Source organism: Prochlorococcus sp. ALOHA_ZT_50, assembly GCF_022447305.1.
GTDB lineage: Bacteria > Cyanobacteriota > Cyanobacteriia > PCC-6307 > Cyanobiaceae > Prochlorococcus_A.
Genome location: NZ_JAKVCI010000019.1, coordinates 1 through 19,215, shown reverse-complemented (window position 1 = coordinate 19,215; position 19,215 = coordinate 1). Strand labels below are relative to the sequence as shown.

Here is a 19,215-nt window from a genome sequence, read left to right as displayed (position 1 = left end):
CTTTTACTACCATACTTGTTAATGGAGATTATTGTGCCCGGCATTGTTTATTTAGTTGGAGCAGGTCCTGGTGACCCTGAGCTTTTAACTCTTAAAGCTTTACGCCTAATAAAAAATTGTGATGCATTAGTTCATGATGCTTTAATCCCGGATGAAATAACAAAAGAGGCAGGAAAAAATACAGAAATTTTCCATGTAGGCAAAAGAGCTGGGAAGTGTTCTGTACCTCAGGCTGAAACTAATGATCTTATTTTGAAATTAGCAAAAGAAGGCAAAAATGTTGTAAGGCTTAAAGGGGGAGATCCATTCGTTTTTTCTAGAGGTGGTGAAGAGGTATCGATTTTAGAAAAAAATGGAATTTCAGTTGAAATCGTTCCTGGTATTACTTCTGGGATAGCTGCCCCCACATATTTTGGTATTCCACTAACCCATAGAGATGCTGCGAGTTCCGTAACTTTCGTCACTGGACATGAGCGTGTAGATAAGGAAAAAAAGACAGTGAATTGGAGAGATTTAGCTAAATCATCAGATAGCTTAGTAATTTTTATGGGTATAAAAAATATTGAATTTATTGTGGAAGAATTAATTCTAGGTGGTTTAGATAAGAGTACTAAATGCGCTGTTATTCAAGAAGCTACTTTAAAAAATCAAAAATGTTTGATAGAGAAATTAGATAATCTTCCAGATAAAATCAAAGATAAAGAATTTTTAGCTCCATCAATTATCATTATTGGAAAAATTGTTGAATTTAAGGTTAATAACAATATAACTAAAGTATCTGATGTCTATTTACCAGATATTAATAAAGTTCAACTATATAATAAATCCCAAAAGTAAATTGGATCGAATTTAGGTTTAAGCTTTAAATCATTAACTTGATTAATTTGTCTGCAAGATAAGCTATTAATTGCAACTATTATGTCATCATTTTGAAATTCTGGAGGAATTAATTCTTCTTTTACAATTTTCAATTTTAAAGCTTTAGAAACCATAATCCCCTCTAAACAGCCGCTCTCTTTTCTAGGAGTTATCCATTGATTATTTCTTTTAATTAGAAGATTAAATGTACTTCCACAACAAAGTTCACCTGACGTATTCAAAAGGATAGAATCATCAAATGATTTTTCATTAGCTTCTGTCAAAACTTGTATTGCCTGATTATATGAAAATGTTTTGCATTTACTTATAAGACTGAATTCATTTATTTTTTCCGTTTGACTAATGCAAACGCTTATCGGATTAAAATTTGGTTTGATTCTATAGAACTCAAGCCATAAATTATCCAAATCTTTTGTCTCTGAAGTGCTATCAATTGTTAGTGTTCGACCTTCATTAGTTCCTCGACTATAGTTTATTCTTACTGAAGCAAATTGATCATTTTTAAGCGATAACTTTTTAATTCCATCGTGAATAAGTTGTCTCAAAGTTAATTTATTTATTTTGAGATTAATATTTAAAATCTTGCTACTTTTTTCTAATCTTTTCAGATGTTCATCAAAAAGAATAGGTTTGTTTTCTTTTATCAAAATGGTTTCAAATATACCATCAGCAAATTTTAATCCTCTATTATTAGCAGCAATAAATATTCTATCAATATCCAACCATTGATCCTTGTGCCAGCCTAATGTTTCAATCATTTTAGTGAATCAATTAACGGTAAAAGTTTCCACTTTAGTTCATTAGTTTCCTCTTCAGGGTTTGAGTCAATAACTATTCCGCAACCAGCATATATATTGATTTTTTTGTCTTTAATTAAAAATGATCTTATTAGTATATTGCTGTCAAACTCTCCATTCCAGTCAAGCTTCAAAAATGAGCCACAGTATGGTCCGCGTTCACATTCTTCTAATTCAAAAAGTCTCTGGCATGATCTTAATTTAGGTGCTCCAGTTATAGAGCCCCCAGGCCAACAAGCTTTTAGTAAATCAATCCAGTTTTTGTCTTTTTTTAATTTGCCTCTGATTACTGAAGTTAGATGATGAACTTTTAAGAAACTTTCAAGTTTTAATATTTCTGGCACCATAATACTTCCTGTTTCGCAAACTTTACTTAAATCATTTCTTATTAGGTCAACAATCATAATATTTTCGGCTCTATCTTTTTCGTTCGTTATTAAATCGATAGCATTAAGTGCGTCTTGATTTAAATCTTTATCTCTGGATCTAGTTCCTTTGATAGGTCTTGATTCTACAAAATTTTTATTATCTATTTTTATAAATCTTTCTGGCGAGGTAGATAATACAGCCTCTTTATAATTATCATTATTTATTATTATTCCTCCAAAGGGAGCTCTTAATTTCCTTCTTATTTTCAAATAAATATCTAGAGGATTATAGTTTTTGGAAGATTCAATTTCGCATTTAGTTGTTAGGTTTGCTTGAAATATATCCCCTAGGGAAATTAATTTTTTCAATTTTAAAATATTTTTCTGAAATTTTTCAGCCATTTCGTCCAAATTTATTTTTGAAAAATCAAAATTCAAATTTGTTTTAATAATATTTTCTTCTTCAATATTTTTTATATTGTTGATTATGTTTTTATAATTCATCAGTTCAGATGAGTTTGTGCCTTCGATAATTATTTCTTTTTTTATTAGATTACATTTAATGATTGGATCATATGATGCAATCCATAAAGTTGCCATATTAGATTTTCGCCATGGGTTTTTGGGTTCTATGAAAACTCCAGCTTCATAACTTAACCATCCGATCCAAAATCCTTTTTCAATATTTCTTAAATTGTTAAATGGATTATTAGTTTTGTCTAAGTTATTGATATCTCTTGATTGGATTATTTTTTTAGGTTTAATTCCTATTATTGACCATTCCCCATTTTCTTTGCCATCACTGTCTAGCCAAGCTAATCCTTTATCTCCGAATTTTTTTGTTAGATGATGCGTAATCAGTGCTGGATCTATCCATTTTTCTAGAATTATTTTTTTTATTTTCATTTTTTATTATTGTTATTAAGCCATTTTTCATAAGCGGCATTTCTAATTCTGCAGCTATCACACTTACCGCATGGTTTTGAATTACCCGAATAACAACTCCATGTTTTATCTAAAGGGACATGATTATCAAAAGCTAATTTAATAATTTCCTCTTTATTTAAATCTAATAGTGGTGTCCAAAGTTTTATTGGATTATTTTCTCTTCCTCTTTTATTGGCTAAATCTGCTAATTCTTGAAATTTTTTAATGTAGTCAGGTCTGCAATCTGGATAACCAGAATAATCTAGTGCATTAACTCCTAATCCTATAAAATCAGCATCTATTGCTTCGGCATAACTTAGTGCAACGGAAATAAATATAGTATTTCTCCCAGGAACATAAGTATTAGGAATTTTATTAGTTTGTACTCCTTCTATTGGAATATTTTTTTGAGTATCAGTTAATGACGAGCCTCCCCATAAAGATAAGTCAAGCTTAATGATTTTAAATTCTTCGATATCAAAGTGTTTTGCAATTATTGATGCAGAATTTAATTCTTTTTTATGACGTTGACCGTAGTCAAATGAAAGGCCAAAAATTTTAGCTTCGGATTTTTTTGCGATACCAGTAACTGTAGAAGAATCTAAACCTCCAGATAATAAAACTACTATCGATTTATTTTTAAGAGTCATATGATTTCAATTAATTTTTAAGTATTTGTGAGTTTGAAGGCTCAATTTCCAATCGGGGTTATTTTTTACGAAATCAATAGCAAGAGAAAAACCATTCGCATTGTTCCATGCTGGCTGTAAATAAAAAATTTTATCTTCTTTTTTTAAGCCATCTTCGCTTTTAGAGAGTTGATATTGTTTTAAAGTTTCTTTTTTTATTTGAATAGCAAATTCAATATCTTCTATTTCATTTATGATTATTTTGATTTCATTACAGTTTTTTAAAAAATAATTTTTTGGAGGTGAGTGTCTTTTAGGAGATAAAGTAATCCAGTCATAGCTTCCTGATATCGAATTAACTCCACTTGTCTCAATATGAATCTTCATTGGCTTTTGTTCTTCTCCCATCGTCATTTTTTTTATGGCTTTGCAAAAATTATCCAAGTTATGTTGTAAAGGTTCTCCACCTGTAATAACGCAAAAAGATGCTCCTTTTTTTCTGGCAATTTTTATGCGATCTATTATTTTTTCAATTGATATAGAAGGGTGTTTTTTCTCGTCCCATGAATTCTTGGTATCGCACCACGAACATCCAACTTTACATCCGGCTAATCTTACAAAAAAAGCACTTTTTCCAGCGTGATAACCTTCACCTTGTAATGAATGAAATTGTTCGACTAAGGGTAAAAAATTTGTCATTTTCATTCAAAAAAATAAAGAATATTAATTTGATTGAGTTAACTTATCTTGAGAGGCTTTTATTAATCCTTTAAATAAAGGATGAGGTTTGCCAGGTCTTGATAAAAACTCAGGATGATATTGACAGGCTAAGAAGTATGGATGATTTTCTAACTCAATTAACTCAACTAATCTGCCATCTGGTGATGTACCACTAATTTTGTATCCAGAATCTAAAAAACTTTGTTTGTAGTAATTATTAAATTCGTATCTATGTCGATGTCTCTCATAAATAACATCCTCATCATATAAGTTTTTTCCAGTTGTATTTTTTGTCAATCTACATGGATAAACTCCAAGTCTCATTGTCCCACCTAAATCAACTACATCTTCCTGTTCTGGTAATAAATGTATCACTGGATTTGGAGTGTTTGGGTCTAGTTCTGAACTAGATGCATCTGGAAGATTAGCTACATTCCTGGCCCATTCTATAACTGCACATTGCATACCAAGGCACAAACCTAAAAAGGGAATTTTATTTTCTCTTGCGAATTTTATAGCCGAAATTTTTCCATTGACTCCTCTATTGCCAAATCCCCCGGGTACGACAATTGCATCAACTTCATTTAAGTAAGTTTCTGCTGAATTTTTTTCTATCATTTCAGCACTTACCCAATGTAAATCTAATAAAGCCTTTTGTTCAATGCATGCATGTCTTAAAGCTTCAACAACGGATAAATATGCATCTCCAAGTTCAATATATTTGCCTACAAGAGCAACTTTTATTGGATCTCCAGGATTTCTTAGGTTGTGTATTAGTTGCTCCCAATTTTTCAAATCACATTTTTTATCTTCAAGGTCTAAATACTTCAGGGTTTCTTTGCATAAACCTTCTTTTTTTAAAGAAAGAGGTACAGAATAAATACTGTCTGCGTCTAAAGCTTCAATTACAGAGTTGATACTGACACCGCAAAAACCACTAAGCTTCTTTTTAAGAGCTTCATTGATAGATTTATCACTTCGGCATACAAGTAAATCTGGCTGAATTCCAATTGATCTTAATTCTTTCACTGAATGTTGTGTTGGTTTAGTTTTTATTTCGCCAGAGGTTTTGATGTAAGGAAGTAATGTTACGTGTATGTATGCAACATCGTTCCTATTGACATCATTTTTGAATTCTCTTATTGCCTCTAAAAAAGGTAGAGATTCAATATCACCAACTGTTCCACCAATTTCAGTAATAATAATATCTGCATTGCTGTTAGCGGCTACTCTATGAATCCTTTCTCTAATTTCTCCCGTTATGTGAGGTATTACTTGCACAGTTCCACCGTTATAATTACCTCTTCTTTCTTTATTAATAACTGCTTGATAAATAGATCCCGTAGTCACACTATTTAACCTAGTCATTGCAGTATCAGTAAATCTTTCATAGTGACCTAAATCTAGATCGGTTTCAGCCCCATCTTCGGTTACAAATACTTCTCCATGTTGGAAAGGGCTCATTGTTCCTGGATCAACATTTAGATATGGATCTAGTTTTAATATTGAAACACTATATCCTCTAGACTTTAATAATCTTCCTAAGCTTGCAGCTACAATTCCTTTACCAATGCTAGAAACTACTCCTCCGGTGACAAATACAAATTTTGACATTAAATATTTTTAATTAAGCACAGCCTCCTTATATTTTATTTAAACAAAAAACTTTTAGAACATCCATATATATTCTTATTCATCAATTGTTATTTCAATATCTAATTCTTTTAATTGTGATTCAGAGACATTTGAAGGTGCATTTGTGAGAAGACATTTTGCTTGTTGATTTTTTGGAAAAGCAATGGTTTCTCTGATTGAATCTGCACCAATGATCAGCATGGTAATACGATCCAATCCAAACGCTATTCCACCATGAGGAGGAGCACCCATTTCTAAGGCTTCTATTAAAAATCCAAATTTTTCATCAATCTCTTTATCAGTAAGTCCTACCGTTTTCAGAACCTCTCTTTGTAAGTTCGCTTCATGAATACGTAAAGAGCCACCTCCTAACTCCAATCCATTAAGAACTAAGTCATAAGCATTTGCTGTAGAGCTCTCAATTTCTTTTTTCAAGTTTTCAGAATCTTTAGATTTTATATTTTTTGGAGAACAAAAAGGATGATGTAAAGCTTCATATCTATTTTCCTCTTCATTTCTCTCAAACATCGGGAAGTCAGTTACCCATAAGAAATTCCATTTACTTTTATCAATGAGATTTAAGTCTTTTGCGATATATTGTCTAACCCTATCTAATGACTGATTGACAATTTGTTTATCTCCAGCTCCTAAGAGGATTAAGTCTCCATCTTTTGCTTCTGTGATTTTTAAAATATCAGCTATATGCTCTTCACTTAAATTATTTTTAATTGCCCCAATAGTCTCAAGCTCATCTCCTTTGACCCTTATAAAGGCCAAACCACCAGCTCCTGCATCTTGAGCTACTTGGAAGATATCACCTCCTGGTTTAATTCTTACGTTGCTAATACTTGAATTACCTCCTTTGACTGTTATGGATTTTATATAACCTCCAGACTTAATTGCCTTGGTGAAAATATTAAATCCAATATCACCTAATACTCCTCCTAAATCTTTTAATAACATTTGATATCTAGTATCTGGTCTATCAGTGCCGTAATTATCCATTGCTGCCTGCCATGACATTCTTGGAAAAGCATTATTAAAATTAATATTTAACACTTCTTTCCATATTTTTTTTATGAGACTTTCATTAAAAGAAATTATTTCTTCTTCACTAATAAAGCTCATCTCAATATCTAATTGAGTAAACTCTGGCTGTCTATCTGCCCTTAAGTCTTCATCACGGAAACATTTTGCGATTTGATAATACTTATCTAAGCCCCCAACCATTAAAAGTTGTTTAAATAGTTGTGGGGATTGAGGTAAAGCAAAAAATTCTCCATTTGAAAGACGTGCAGGAACAAGAAAATCGCGAGCCCCTTCAGGAGTTGACTTTGTAAGTAATGGGGTCTCTACTTCTGTAAATCCAAAATTATCAAGAAATTCTCTAGCAACTTTAATAATCTTATGTCTTGTTTTTAAATTTTCTAGTAATTTTCCCCTTCTTAAATCAAGGTATCTATATTTTAATCTGAGTTCCTCTTTTGTATTTTCATAATCATGTATAGACACTGGAAAAGGTAAGTTGTTTTTAATTTGGTTGAGAATTTGCAAATCTTTAACCTTAAGCTCTAACTCTCCAGTACTTAAATTTGTATTTATGGAATCTTTGGGCCTTTCATTAATAATTCCGCTAACCATTATTACTGTTTCATTTCTTAGAGTTTCTGCCTGTTTAAATAGATCTGCACCATCATCGGGGTTAATTGTTATTTGTAGGAATCCACTATGGTCTCTTAAATCAATAAAAATTACACCACCATGATCTCTTCTTCTATCTACCCATCCGCATAAATTAACTAATTTACCAATATCTGTATTATTGAGTTCTTTGCAAATTTTGTTTCTCATCTAAGTATGATTTATTTATCAATAACTTATAATAATTCTTTAAGGGTAAATTTAGTTAATAATTTTTTTTATAAAACGCTCTTTTTGTTATTACCCCTTTGAATTTTTTGCCTCTTATTAATATTTGAACTTCATTATTTATTAAGGCATGCGAAGTATTGATGTATGCAAAAGCTATAGCTTGTTGTTTAGTTGGAGACCAACTGCCGCTTGTGATAGTCCCAATATTTTCTTCACCTTTAAGAACTGCGCAACCTTTTCTTCCTATTGCTTTACCTTCTATAGAGAGACCAACTAACTTTTTTTGAATACCTAATCTTGACTGCTCTTCAAGAAATCTTCTTCCAAAGAATTCGTGATTATTTTCTAGATGTACTAGCCAGCCTAACCCTGCTTCATATGGAGAAGTTTCTTCATTTATGTCTTGACCATAAAGATGCATGCCTGCTTCAAGTCTAAGAGTATCTCTAGCTCCTAAACCACAAGGTGCAACATTTTTGGAAATTGAGAAATCCCATAAATTAATTGCTGCTTTTTTAGATAAAAGTATTTCTAGACCATTTTCCCCTGTATATCCTGTCTTTGAAAAGAAAATTTTTTCTTTAGGCGAAATATGTTCAAAAATTTTATATTCGCATCCAAAGTTAGGGATATGTGAGATCGAAGATTCAATCCATTCTTCAAATAAATCGAATGAGTTTTTTCCCTGTAGTGCTAAAAGTACTTTGTCTTTTTTAAAGTTTGTTATCGAAATTTCAGACATATTTAAATTATTTTTTATCCACTGAAAATCTTCTTCATATCTACTTGCATTAACTATTAACAATAATTCTGATATGTCATTTTCTTGTATACCAAGGTCATAAATTATTAAGTCATCTATTATTCCTCCTTTATCATTGAGCATTACTGTATAAAGCCCCTGACCTTCAGAAAAGGAGTATAAATTAGTAGGAAAAAGTTTTTGAATATAATCCTTTGGATTGATTCCCTTGATAGAAATCACACCCATGTGAGAAATATCAAATAATCCTGCTGAAGATCTAACTGATTCATGCTCTTTAATTAATCCTGAAAATGATATGGGCATTTCCCAACCTGCAAAATCCACTAATTTTGCATTGGATTCAACATATTTTGAATAAAGAGGACTTTTTAGCAAATCCATGAAATATTTAGTTTGTATTTAGTATTTTTACACTGTAGTTTAGAAATTTTTTATTGCATATTTTCTAATGACAAAATTAAGCTTCTAAGTACTTTGGCTGCAACTATGCTACTTACTCCGCTTTTATCAATTTCTGGAGATAATTCCACAATATCTGAAGCCACAATTCTAAAGTCTTTTAAAGTTTTCAGTATTTCTTCAAAATCATTCCAAAAAAATCCTCCCGGTTCTGGAGTGCCCGTCCCTGCTAATAAACTGGGATCAAACCAATCTAAATCTATTGTTAAATAGATTGGAGACTTAGCGTATGGTAGAAGAGCTTGTTTTAACTCATGTGCATTTCCGCCTGGACAAAAGTTAACTAATTGGTTGTTGTTATGCATAATTTCAAATTCTTCCTTAGTCCCACTTCTAATTCCTACTTGCAAAATTTTCTTTTCAGGTAGCACTTCTAAGCATCTTTTCATAGTACAAGCATGACTATGTTCATTTCCTATATATGATTCTCTTAAATCTGCATGAGCATCAAGTTGAACCAATATCAAATCTGGATATTTTTTTACTAATGCTTCAATAGCACCTCTTGTAATAGAGTGTTCGCCTCCAAGCATAATAGGACTAAGGCGTTTACTAATTAAATAATTTGTTGCTGATTTAACCGATTCAATAACGGACTTTGAGTCATTTTTATCAATTAGTATTGATCCAAAATCAACATACATAATATCCTCTAAGTCTTTTTTTATTTTTGGACAATATGTTTCTAAACAAGAACTGACTTGTCTTATTGCTTCTGGACCAAATCTTGCTCCTGGTTTAAACGAACATGTCCCGTCATAATTAACTCCAAATATACCAATTGAGCAATTCTCAGGACTTCTTTTTGCTCCCATATAAATTGCATTTTCGTTATCAAATAAATTTTTTGTCATCTTATGAATCTAGTTCTTTTACAATTTTATTTGGCATCATTTTGAATGCTGCATTTTGAAAATTTAAATTCCAAATTTCACATCCTTTTTCTATTTTTAGGACTTCATCATAATTTTGCTTTGATAAATTTAGATCTTCTGAAGAAGCGAATGTCCAACTCCAAATCCCGCTTGGATATATAGGCACAAAGGAATACATAGTTTCAGAAACTTTAAATATATTTTTTAGGGTTTTCAAAATATTTATGTGAATATTTTTGAAGGATTCAGGAGATTCGCTTTGCGTTGCTAATATCCCCTTTGGTGTAAGTATTCTTTTACATTCTTTATAAAAAGAATCTGAAAATAATAAATTTGAAAATTCTGAGGGATCTGAACAATCTATAAATATAACGTCGTAAAAATTATCTCTTGTTTTTTTTACCCATTTAACACCATCATCAACATGTATTTCTAATCTTTTGTCATTCCATGCTTCGCCTCCAATTTCTTTTAGAAATTTTTTAGATATTTTGATTACCTCCTCATCAATTTCTACTAGATCAATTTTTGATATTTGAGAATATTTAACGCATTCTCTTACAGTACCACCGTCACCACCGCCAATAATTAGTACATTAGATTTTTCGTCAATGCTACTTAATGCAGGATGCACAAGACACTCATGATAATATTTCTCGTCTTTTAATGATGTCATCCAGCAACCATCTAACATTAAAGCTTTACCATAATATTCATTTTCAATAACAATAATTTCTTGATATTTTGAGGTTTTTTTAATTAGAATTTTCCCATTTAGGCCGAATCTTGAGCCTTTATGATATTCATCTATCCATGTTGTAATATTTGTCATTTGCTTTTAGGAATTTTTCCCGCCAGTTTTTGTTTGGCTATTTGCCAAAGCCGTTGAAAGTCTTTAGGAGTTTGTTTTTTAATATTATCTCCTGCATGCTCTTCGACGATTGAAAATCTGTCTAAAAATTTTATATTAGTTTTTTGAAGAGCTGATTCAGGATTGATCTTTAAAAAGTTTGAGAGATTAAGAAGGGTAAAGTAAATATCCCCAAATTCATTTTTTATCTCTGAATCATTTTTACTTTTAATTGCTTCCTTTAATTCATTAATCTCTTCTTCTAACTTTTTAAAAATCTCATCAGTACTTTCCCACTTGAAACCATGTTCTTTAACAACATTTGTGATTTTATCTGTTCCAACCGTTGGCGGTAAATTTTTAATTTTCAAATTTAAATTTCTACTAATTGAAGATTTCATATGAGGTGCTTCTTTTTCTAAATTTTTTATATTTACCCAAATCTGTTGTGATTTTTTTAATGATACTTTTTCTTTTTTGTTAAAAATATATGGATGTCTATTAATAATTTTCTTGTTTAGATTTTTTATAACATCATTTAGTGCAAATTCTTTTTCTTCGTAACCGATTTCAGCATGAAGCATTACTTGTAATAAAAGATCTCCTAACTCCTCACATATGTTATCTGCATTTTTTTCATATATCGCATCTATAAATTCATTACTTTCTTCATACAAAAATGGGATCAACGATACATGAGACTGTATTTTCTGCCATGGGCAGCCCCAAGTTTTATCTTTTAATGCTTTGATATTAGATATTAAGATTTTAAAACTATTTATAGTCTCTAAATCGGAATTGTTTTCCAATTTATATCTATTGTTTGAGGACATAGGATATATTTTATTAATTAAATTTTGCCTCAATCATGAAATATTTAAATACTTAGTATAAATTTTTCAACTTCATCTATTAGAATGATTTATTATAAGGGCGATTAGCTCAGCGGTAGAGCGCCTGCCTTACAAGCAGGATGTCCCTGGTTCGAACCCTGGATCGCCCATTTATTATTTTTCTAATGACTGAGATCGTCAATCTTTCAATCAGTCAAAGCGCTGCTTCAGAACTATCTAGGCAAGCTTCTTTTGGAGGTTCTCCAGGAGAAATGTCGATTGATTTGGTAGAGGATAAAAATTGTTCCGAAGGATGGATGCATATTAAATTAAGGCCAGGTACATGTAATGGATCCCCTATTTCAAGAACTGAAGGAGTAACTTTATACGCGGATGTAAAAAAGTTTAATTTACTGAAAGATTTAAAATTAGATTATTACGGTGATTTGAGCGGTGGTGGATTTCTTATTTCAACACCAAAAAATGCAAAACGTTGTTCCTGTGGTTCTGGCTTCAAACTTTTGTAGAATGGATGTGTCTTTTTTTGCAAACTAATATTATTTTCATTAATTGGCTGCTCTCAAGATAAAATAAACAAAAAGTTTATTGAAATAAAATTTGCACATGACAGAGATGAATGATCAATTATCTTTAGAGAATTATTCACCTTTTGAAGTAGAGAAAAAGTGGCAAGAAAAATGGGAAAGTCTAAAGGCGTTTAGTCCTAACCCTGAGGATGATGGGGAGCCTTTTTGTGTTGTTATTCCGCCACCAAATGTAACTGGATCTTTGCATATGGGGCATGCATTTAATACGGCTTTGATAGATGTTGTAGTACGTTTTCAAAGACTTTTAGGTAAGAATGTTTTGTGTTTACCGGGAACTGATCATGCTTCAATAGCTGTTCAAACTATTCTCGAAAAACAATTAAAAAGTGAAGGCAAAACAAGCGAGGATATTGGAAGAGATGAATTTCTTAAAAGAGCATGGAACTGGAAAGAACAAAGTGGTGGAAGAATAGTTTCTCAATTAAAAAGGATAGGATATTCAGTTGACTGGACTAGAGAAAGATTTACTCTTGATCAAAAATTAAATGAAGCAGTTATTGAGGCTTTTAATATTCTCTATAAAAAGAATTTAATTTATAGAGGCGAATATTTGGTTAATTGGTGCCCTGAATCTCAATCTGCCGTAAGTGATCTTGAAGTTGAAATGCAAGAAGTAAATGGTCATTTATGGCATTTTAAATACCCTTTAATTTCTGAAAGTGGTGAACAGTTAGATAAGTACTTAGAAGTTGCAACAACAAGACCAGAAACTCTTTTGGGTGATACTGCTGTGGCAGTTAATCCTGATGATGATAGATATAAAGAATTTATTGGTGTCAAAGTAAAAGTCCCTTTCGTTGATAGAGAAATACCTATTATCGCTGATTCACATGTTGATAAAGATTTTGGTACGGGTTGTGTGAAGGTTACTCCAGCCCATGATCCAAATGATTTTGCAATAGGAAAAAGGCATAATTTAAAACAGATTAATGTAATGAACAAAGATGGAACTTTAAATATTAATGCAGGTATTTTTCAAAATTTAGATAGATATGAGGCTAGAAAGAAAATTATCAAAGAATTGGATAACTTAGGCCTTTTGACAAAGATAGAGGATTATAAACATACTGTTCCTTTTTCTGATAGAGGTAAGGTGCCAATTGAACCTTTATTGTCAACACAATGGTTTTTGAAAATGGATGATATATCACAAGGATGTCTTAATGAAATTGATTCTAAAAAACCATCGTTTATTCCTCCACGCTGGGAGAAAGTTTATAAGGATTGGTTAGAGAATATTAATGATTGGTGTATCAGTCGGCAATTGTGGTGGGGGCACCAAATACCAGCCTGGTATGTTTTAGATGAATCTCAAGACTCAATAGAACAAAATACTCCATATATCGTTGCAAGAAATGAAGAGGATGCCTTAATCGAAGCTAATAAAAAATTTGGATTAAATATTAAATTGGTTCGTGATAAAGATGTTTTGGATACATGGTTTTCAAGTGGTTTATGGCCTTTCTCAACCCTTGGTTGGCCAAATACAAATGATCCGGATTTTAAAAAATGGTATCCAAATAGTGTTCTTGTTACTGGTTTCGATATTATTTTCTTCTGGGTGGCAAGAATGACAATGATGGGGAATACTTTTACAAATAATATTCCTTTTAAGGATGTTTATATTCATGGTCTAGTTCGAGATGAAAACAATAAAAAAATGAGTAAAAGTTCAGGTAATGGTATTGATCCAATACTATTAATTGATAAATATGGTTCTGATGCTCTACGATTTGCTTTAATTCGAGAAGTTGCAGGCGCTGGACAAGATATCCGGCTTGATTTTGATAGGAAAAAAGATACGTCTTCAACTGTTGAAGCTTCAAGAAATTTTGCGAATAAATTATGGAATGCAACTAAATTTGTGTTAATTAATAAAACTTCTAATAATAATTATTCGCTTAATGAGAGTGATGAAACTTCTTTAGAGTTATGTGATAAGTGGATTTTATCGAAATTGAATCAGGTAAATATAAAAGTCGCTGCTTTGTTGAAAGAATATAAATTGGGAGAATCTGCGAAACTTCTATATGAATTTACGTGGAATGATTTTTGTGACTGGTATGTAGAATTTGCTAAACAAAGGTTTAATAATAAAGAGACTAAAAATAGACAAATATCTGAAAAAGTTTTAATAAAAGTGCTCAATGATATTTTGGTAATGATTCATCCTTTTATGCCGCACATTACTGAGGAACTTTGGCATGTGCTGCAACTAAAACCAGATAATGCATTATTATCTCTTCAAAAATGGCCAATTCACGAAAATAAATTTGTTGATAATAAGCTTGATAATTCCTTTCAGCAACTCTTTGAAATTATTAGGCTGATTAGAAATTTGAGAGCTGAATTAGGTCTTAAGCCATCAGAAAAAGGTCCTGTATATTTAATTTCAGACAATGATGAATTGATTGATTTTTTAAAAACTTTAGTTGATGATATTCAAACCTTAACTAAATCTTCTGAAGTATTTATTTTTAAAACTAATGCTGTTGATAAAAAAGAGTTTGCTAAATCTTTTTCTGGGATAATTAGTGATTTAGAGGTTTACTTACCTTTTCAGGATTTTGTAAATATAGATGCATTAAAGGAAAGGTTAACCAAGGATTTAAAAAAGGTGACTATTGAATTAGAAAATTTAAATAAGAGATTATCTAATAAAAATTTCGTTGATAAGGCTCCAAAAGATATTGTTGATGAATGCAGATTTAAATTAAATGAGGGTTCGGTACAAAAGGAAAGAATTACTAAAAAACTCGAACTTTTGAATTGAGAATGAATATATTTCTTGAAAATATTTATAATTTGTCTTTTTTTTTTAATACTGGAATTGGGATCTTTTCGTTTGTTTGTATTTATATTTTAATTGTTTTATTAATACTTCCAGCTTCTTGGTTATCTTTATTATCAGGTTTTTTATATGGCTCATATTTAGGATCAATTATCGTTTTCATTTCCGCTTCCATAGGAGCATCAGTTGCTTTTTTTGTATCAAAAAGTTTTTTTGCAAAAAAGCTAAAAAATCTTTTTAGCCGTTATCCAAAATTAAGTGTCATGGAAAAAGTAGTAGAAAAAGGCGGACTTAAATTAATTTTTTTAGCGAGATTATCGCCGATATTTCCCTTCAGTATTCTTAATTATTTTTATGGTTTGAATAATGTTAAATTTAGAGATTTCGCTCTTGGTCTTCTTGGAATAATTCCAGGAACTTTTCTTTATTGCTCAATAGGTAGTTTGGCAAAAAGTATTCAGGAGTTAAAAAATGTGCAATCACCAAATAATTTATATATTACTAGCATTGGAATTATTTCAACTTTTTTAGTTGTATATTTCTCAGCTAAATACTCCAGAGAATATTTTGAAAAATCCTAAGAATTTACTCTTTAATATTCCAATCTCTAATAGATGCAATTAAGATAAACCACAAAAGCCTAAATTTACCTAGTAAAGTTTTGTTGGCTTCTAATTCGATATATTTTGCCTGTCCACAAGGTGTTTTTATGAAGTTGAAAACTGTTTTCTTCGTCATAAGTCTCTCAAAAAGTCCTGATAATTATTCTTACATTTTATAGCCAAGATTTTTAGTTTTTTTACTTAAAAACCACATTTTTCATTGACTACTTTGTTGAGTATTATTTTTTAAAATTTAAACTTTTTCTCCAGCTTTAAATCCTCTAAAGCATTTGAATCTAGGAAACCTAAGACTAAAAGCCACCGCATCCTTGGATTTAGTTTTAGCATCAGCTCTGATTTCTACAAGTTGACCAATAAGTTGATTCCGTTTTGACCAATATTCTTCACGTTGGATATCACTAAATCCGCTTCCACAACTAAGACTGTATTCATGCCCATCATCTTCCCCTTCTACTAGGACAGCTCCTAGTCTACCTTTATTGCGACCTGTGCCTTCCTCAACCGATACAACTTTTAAAGTGACTTCAATGAAAGGTTTTGCTTTTAACCAACTGTGTGTTCTTTTACATTCATACATAGCATCAGGATCTTTAATCATTACTCCTTCATATCCACCTTCCACGGCAGCTTTATTCAGCTCTACAAATCTTTTTTGTCCCTCAATGGTGTCGAGATCTACATTTTCCCATTCAAGTGTTTTTACATGTCTTAGAAGCATAGAATGTTTTGCTACCCATTCTTTTACTAATAAACTTCTTGCTGTTTGACTAGTGTTCCATCTCCCTTTTTGGAAGTTTTCAAGGGGACATAAGTCAAATAGGTGTAGAACTGCGTCTTTTGTTTGTTTGCCATCTTTTCTATGAACCTGTTTCATTAAATCCTGAAAGTTAGCGCTCATTACTTCACCATCTAGGACTAAGTCATGAGGTGCAGGATCTTCTTTTAAGACGTTTTCTATTTCTGAGATAATATGACCAAAATTATGGAATTGTTTCCCATTACGAGAAAACATTTCTACTTTATTTTGTCTAATAATAGTTAAGACGCGTACACCATCTAATTTGATTTCAATTTGCTTTTTTCCTATCATTTTTTTTTCATGATTTGCACTGTCATGAGCTAAAGGACAAGAAAAAATAGGAATCGCATATTTGGGAAATTTCTTGGCTATCTTGTTGATTGTTTTTTCAGATACACCACATCTAAGATCTTTAATTAAAACTCGTCTATAAAATCCATTCCACTCTTCTTTTTTGGCAGATTCCATAGCCGTAATAATTGCATCGCGAGCAGCGTGACCAGTAAGTTCTCTTTGAATAAGCTTATTTGCTAATTCCCTAAAATCTTTCCATAAAAAATTTTGACTTTTTTCATTCTCTTTTTCAGGAACAATTTTTACACCAAAAGTTACCAATGGATCAAGTGCCATACGGATTCCTTCAAAAAAATCATCTAGACCTTGTTCCATTGCTTCTGAGATGATTTTTTCTTTATCTAATCTACTTGGGTGTAATTCTAATTGATGTATTATCTCTTCTTTAAACAATTCTTTTTGCCTCACAAGAAATTATTAATTCACTTTTGCTATTCTGTCTATTTTCCAATCATTGTCAGTTTTTGCGAAAGTAAAATCTAATGGGAGCTCATCTTGTTTATCTTCTGATTTTAAATTCAAAGTTATTATGATTTGATCTTCTTGGACTCTAGGTCTTCCTGATTTTAAATTTCTGTATTTATTGAGGTTTAAACTAGCTAAAAATTTAAGAAAGTCTTGGCGCTTCACATGAGTTTTATAAGTTTTTGTAGTTAAACCATACGCTGCATCAATTCTGCCAGCAGCTATTTGATCAAAAAACTTTCTTACTAATGGATTAATTCCTCTGGCGCTTATAACTAATTTGACTGCATTAAAAGTCCAAAAAGAAACTAGTACAGCTCCGCCAACTAATAATGCTTTAATTCCGATATCTTTAACTAGTGTTGCATCCATGTTGATTTGAGTTTTTTATTACTTTAAGAAAAGAAATCGTTTTTGATGGCTTTTTTTGTCAAAATAATACTAATTTTAATCCATAATGCCTGTAATTCCTCTTTTACCTTTATTTCATAAATTTAATAGCCAATATTTTGAAAATTCTCTAGCGGTTAATAATCAACCTTTAGTAAAAGTTAGATGGAGTGATAATAGATTAAAAACTACTGCTGGTTTTTATAAAAGAAAACGAATTAATGGTCTTGTAGATTCTGAAATTATCTTATCGAAACCTATTTTGAGTAAATTATCTACTAGTGAAATAAACAGTACTTTATGTCATGAAATGATTCATGCATGGGTAGATAGGATATTAAAAAAAAATGAGATACATGGTCCAAATTTCTTAGAAAAGATGAATGAAATTAATGAGAAAGAGAAGAATTTTCAAATTTCTGTGAGGCACTCATTTCCTATTGAAAGGAGAGAATTAAAATACATAGGAACTTGCCAAAATTGTGGTGAGAAATTTTTCTACAGGAAAAGGATAAAGAATATTGCCTGTAAAAAATGTTGTGTAAATTTCTTTAATGGATCATGGAATAAAAAGTGTTTAATTTTGTTTGATTAAAAATATAAGATGTGTTTTTGTTTCTATATTTGGAATTATTTATTTTTTTAATGTAATTTATATTTTAAAAAGCATAATAATTTATGGATTCAAGGAGAATTAGAAATCTTAGAAATAGTTTTGATAAAAATATTGTTGATAAACAGGTTGATAAAATTTTCGAAACTGGAAGACAATTTGTTGATGGAGTATCTGGTGCTAGGCCAGGAAAAAGAAGGAACTCAGATTTTCAAGGAATAACAAGTAAGAGTGTTAAAAAAGTAGGAAGATGGGTATCTGAAAAAGTGGATTTATTTTTTGATGAAGATAATGATGATTGGAATGATGAGAATTTTTACGATGATAACAGCGATATTAAGACATTTTCCAGAGAATCAAATTCTTATGAATCTGCTAAACAGCACTCAAAAAGACCTTTAGAAGCAATATCTTTAAGGCAACCAAAAAATTTACAGACAACTGAGCAAAAAAAATTACCTTATGTGAAAGAGAGTAAGGACGAAGATTGGCCAGATGAAATGGATTTCAAAGTTGAAAGATGGCAAAGAGCTTCAGAAAAAGAGAATAATACTTCGAGAGATCAATCAAACCAACAAGTTCAATCAAAATCAAGAAATCTTCCCAGATCAAGAAGAAGAAGAGTATAGTTTCGTAAATTCTTTAATTCCTGAATAGCCTAATAAACTTTCTAAATGTGGATTGAATACTTCTCTAATAATTGTTAAGGGCTTTTTGTCTCGAAAAAATCTATAATTTCTTGACCAGAATGGACCTTTAAAACAAAATTGATCCTCTAACCAATTTGAATTAACAAGTGAAATTCGATCAACTTCTCTAAACAATTCTGATCTGTCTTGTGTCAAATTCTTCCAAATTGGTTCTTCTTTGGCTTTTAAATTTTCATTTACTTGATCTGCATTCCACCAACTTTCTGCCCATGCTAGGTTTTTATTATCGCTTTTGATCCATACTTGTCTTCT

20 protein-coding genes and 1 tRNA gene are annotated in these 19,215 nt (G+C 31.0%); 7 read left to right on the top strand and 14 right to left on the bottom strand.

What is annotated here, in order from left to right; all coding sequences use genetic code 11:
- Window positions 1–33: 33 nt before the first annotated feature.
- Window positions 34–837 (top strand): uroporphyrinogen-III C-methyltransferase, encoded by an 804-nt coding sequence (gene cobA, locus MK115_RS06320; protein WP_287610337.1) that lies wholly within the window; start codon window positions 34–36, stop codon window positions 835–837.
- Here cobA and MK115_RS06315 read toward each other — a convergent pair.
- The 10 genes from MK115_RS06315 to mazG all read right to left on the bottom strand — a co-directional run bounded on the left by MK115_RS06315 (window position 810) and on the right by mazG (window position 11,610).
- Window positions 810–1,637: an aminotransferase class IV gene (locus tag MK115_RS06315; protein WP_287610335.1), complete on the bottom strand. Its 828-nt coding sequence runs from the start codon at window positions 1,635–1,637 to the stop codon at window positions 810–812. The two genes, cobA and MK115_RS06315, sit on opposite strands and share 28 nt — an antisense overlap.
- Window positions 1,634–2,950 carry an anthranilate synthase component I family protein gene (locus MK115_RS06310; RefSeq protein ID WP_287610333.1) on the bottom strand — a complete coding sequence of 439 codons (1,317 nt, stop codon included), beginning with the start codon at window positions 2,948–2,950 and terminating at the stop codon, window positions 1,634–1,636. The genes MK115_RS06315 and MK115_RS06310 overlap by 4 nt, the downstream gene beginning before the upstream one ends.
- Complete coding sequence (queC, locus tag MK115_RS06305; protein WP_100884223.1) at window positions 2,947–3,621, bottom strand: 7-cyano-7-deazaguanine synthase QueC; 675 nt, start codon at window positions 3,619–3,621, stop codon at window positions 2,947–2,949. The genes MK115_RS06310 and queC overlap by 4 nt, the downstream gene beginning before the upstream one ends.
- 6 nt (window positions 3,622–3,627) lie before the next feature.
- Window positions 3,628–4,299 (bottom strand): 7-carboxy-7-deazaguanine synthase QueE, encoded by a 672-nt coding sequence (locus MK115_RS06300; protein WP_025963993.1) that lies wholly within the window; start codon window positions 4,297–4,299, stop codon window positions 3,628–3,630.
- A 24-nt stretch (window positions 4,300–4,323) separates the two neighbouring features.
- A complete protein-coding gene (pyrG, locus tag MK115_RS06295; RefSeq protein WP_287610326.1) occupies window positions 4,324–5,934 on the bottom strand; it encodes a CTP synthase in 1,611 nt (536 codons plus the stop codon).
- A gap of 75 nt (window positions 5,935–6,009) precedes the next feature.
- A complete protein-coding gene (gene aspS, locus MK115_RS06290) occupies window positions 6,010–7,806 on the bottom strand; it encodes an aspartate--tRNA ligase (RefSeq protein ID WP_287610325.1) in 1,797 nt (598 codons plus the stop codon).
- A gap of 55 nt (window positions 7,807–7,861) precedes the next feature.
- Complete coding sequence (gene gcvT, locus MK115_RS06285) at window positions 7,862–8,974, bottom strand: glycine cleavage system aminomethyltransferase GcvT (protein ID WP_287610323.1); 1,113 nt, start codon at window positions 8,972–8,974, stop codon at window positions 7,862–7,864.
- A gap of 50 nt (window positions 8,975–9,024) precedes the next feature.
- Window positions 9,025–9,906 (bottom strand): agmatinase, encoded by an 882-nt coding sequence (gene speB, locus MK115_RS06280; RefSeq protein WP_287610321.1) that lies wholly within the window; start codon window positions 9,904–9,906, stop codon window positions 9,025–9,027.
- Window position 9,907: 1 nt separating this feature from the next.
- Window positions 9,908–10,759, bottom strand: a complete 852-nt coding sequence (gene speE, locus MK115_RS06275; RefSeq protein ID WP_287610319.1) for a polyamine aminopropyltransferase — start codon at window positions 10,757–10,759, stop codon at window positions 9,908–9,910.
- Entirely contained in the window at window positions 10,756–11,610 is an 855-nt protein-coding gene (gene mazG, locus MK115_RS06270; protein WP_287610317.1) for a nucleoside triphosphate pyrophosphohydrolase, read from the bottom strand. Before mazG ends, speE begins: the two co-directional genes overlap by 4 nt.
- A gap of 98 nt (window positions 11,611–11,708) precedes the next feature.
- Here mazG and MK115_RS06265 point away from each other — a divergent pair.
- The 4 genes from MK115_RS06265 to MK115_RS06250 all read left to right on the top strand — a co-directional run bounded on the left by MK115_RS06265 (window position 11,709) and on the right by MK115_RS06250 (window position 15,590).
- Window positions 11,709–11,780 (top strand) — tRNA-Val (locus tag MK115_RS06265).
- The gene (locus MK115_RS06260) at window positions 11,751–12,137 is read left to right on the top strand and encodes an AIR synthase (RefSeq protein ID WP_072013173.1); all 387 of its coding nucleotides are present in this window, start codon (window positions 11,751–11,753) and stop codon (window positions 12,135–12,137) included. Before MK115_RS06265 ends, MK115_RS06260 begins: the two co-directional genes overlap by 30 nt.
- Before the next feature lie 97 nt (window positions 12,138–12,234).
- Window positions 12,235–14,991, top strand: coding sequence for a valine--tRNA ligase (locus MK115_RS06255; protein ID WP_287610310.1), 2,757 nt, complete (start codon window positions 12,235–12,237; stop codon window positions 14,989–14,991).
- Between the two features lie 2 nt (window positions 14,992–14,993).
- Complete coding sequence (locus MK115_RS06250) at window positions 14,994–15,590, top strand: TVP38/TMEM64 family protein (RefSeq protein WP_025954954.1); 597 nt, start codon at window positions 14,994–14,996, stop codon at window positions 15,588–15,590.
- A 4-nt stretch (window positions 15,591–15,594) separates the two neighbouring features.
- Here MK115_RS06250 and MK115_RS06245 read toward each other — a convergent pair whose 3' ends face one another.
- The 3 genes from MK115_RS06245 to MK115_RS06235 all read right to left on the bottom strand — a co-directional run bounded on the left by MK115_RS06245 (window position 15,595) and on the right by MK115_RS06235 (window position 17,622).
- Complete coding sequence (locus MK115_RS06245) at window positions 15,595–15,747, bottom strand: hypothetical protein (protein WP_198025666.1); 153 nt, start codon at window positions 15,745–15,747, stop codon at window positions 15,595–15,597.
- A gap of 117 nt (window positions 15,748–15,864) precedes the next feature.
- Window positions 15,865–17,178, bottom strand: coding sequence for an ATP-dependent DNA ligase (locus MK115_RS06240; RefSeq protein ID WP_287610305.1), 1,314 nt, complete (start codon window positions 17,176–17,178; stop codon window positions 15,865–15,867).
- 24 nt (window positions 17,179–17,202) lie between these two features.
- Complete coding sequence (locus MK115_RS06235) at window positions 17,203–17,622, bottom strand: hypothetical protein (protein WP_011819289.1); 420 nt, start codon at window positions 17,620–17,622, stop codon at window positions 17,203–17,205.
- An 85-nt stretch (window positions 17,623–17,707) separates the two neighbouring features.
- Between MK115_RS06235 and MK115_RS06230 the strand changes: the two genes are divergently transcribed.
- Entirely contained in the window at window positions 17,708–18,235 is a 528-nt protein-coding gene (locus tag MK115_RS06230) for a SprT family zinc-dependent metalloprotease (protein WP_025906727.1), read from the top strand.
- Between the two features lie 83 nt (window positions 18,236–18,318).
- A complete protein-coding gene (locus MK115_RS06225) occupies window positions 18,319–18,882 on the top strand; it encodes an RNA helicase (protein WP_287610302.1) in 564 nt (187 codons plus the stop codon).
- On the opposite strand, the gene MK115_RS06220 is transcribed toward MK115_RS06225, so the two are convergent.
- On the bottom strand, window positions 18,862–19,215 hold a 354-nt coding region (locus MK115_RS06220), incomplete at its 5' end, for a chorismate pyruvate-lyase family protein (RefSeq protein ID WP_287610301.1). The genes MK115_RS06225 and MK115_RS06220 overlap by 21 nt on opposite strands.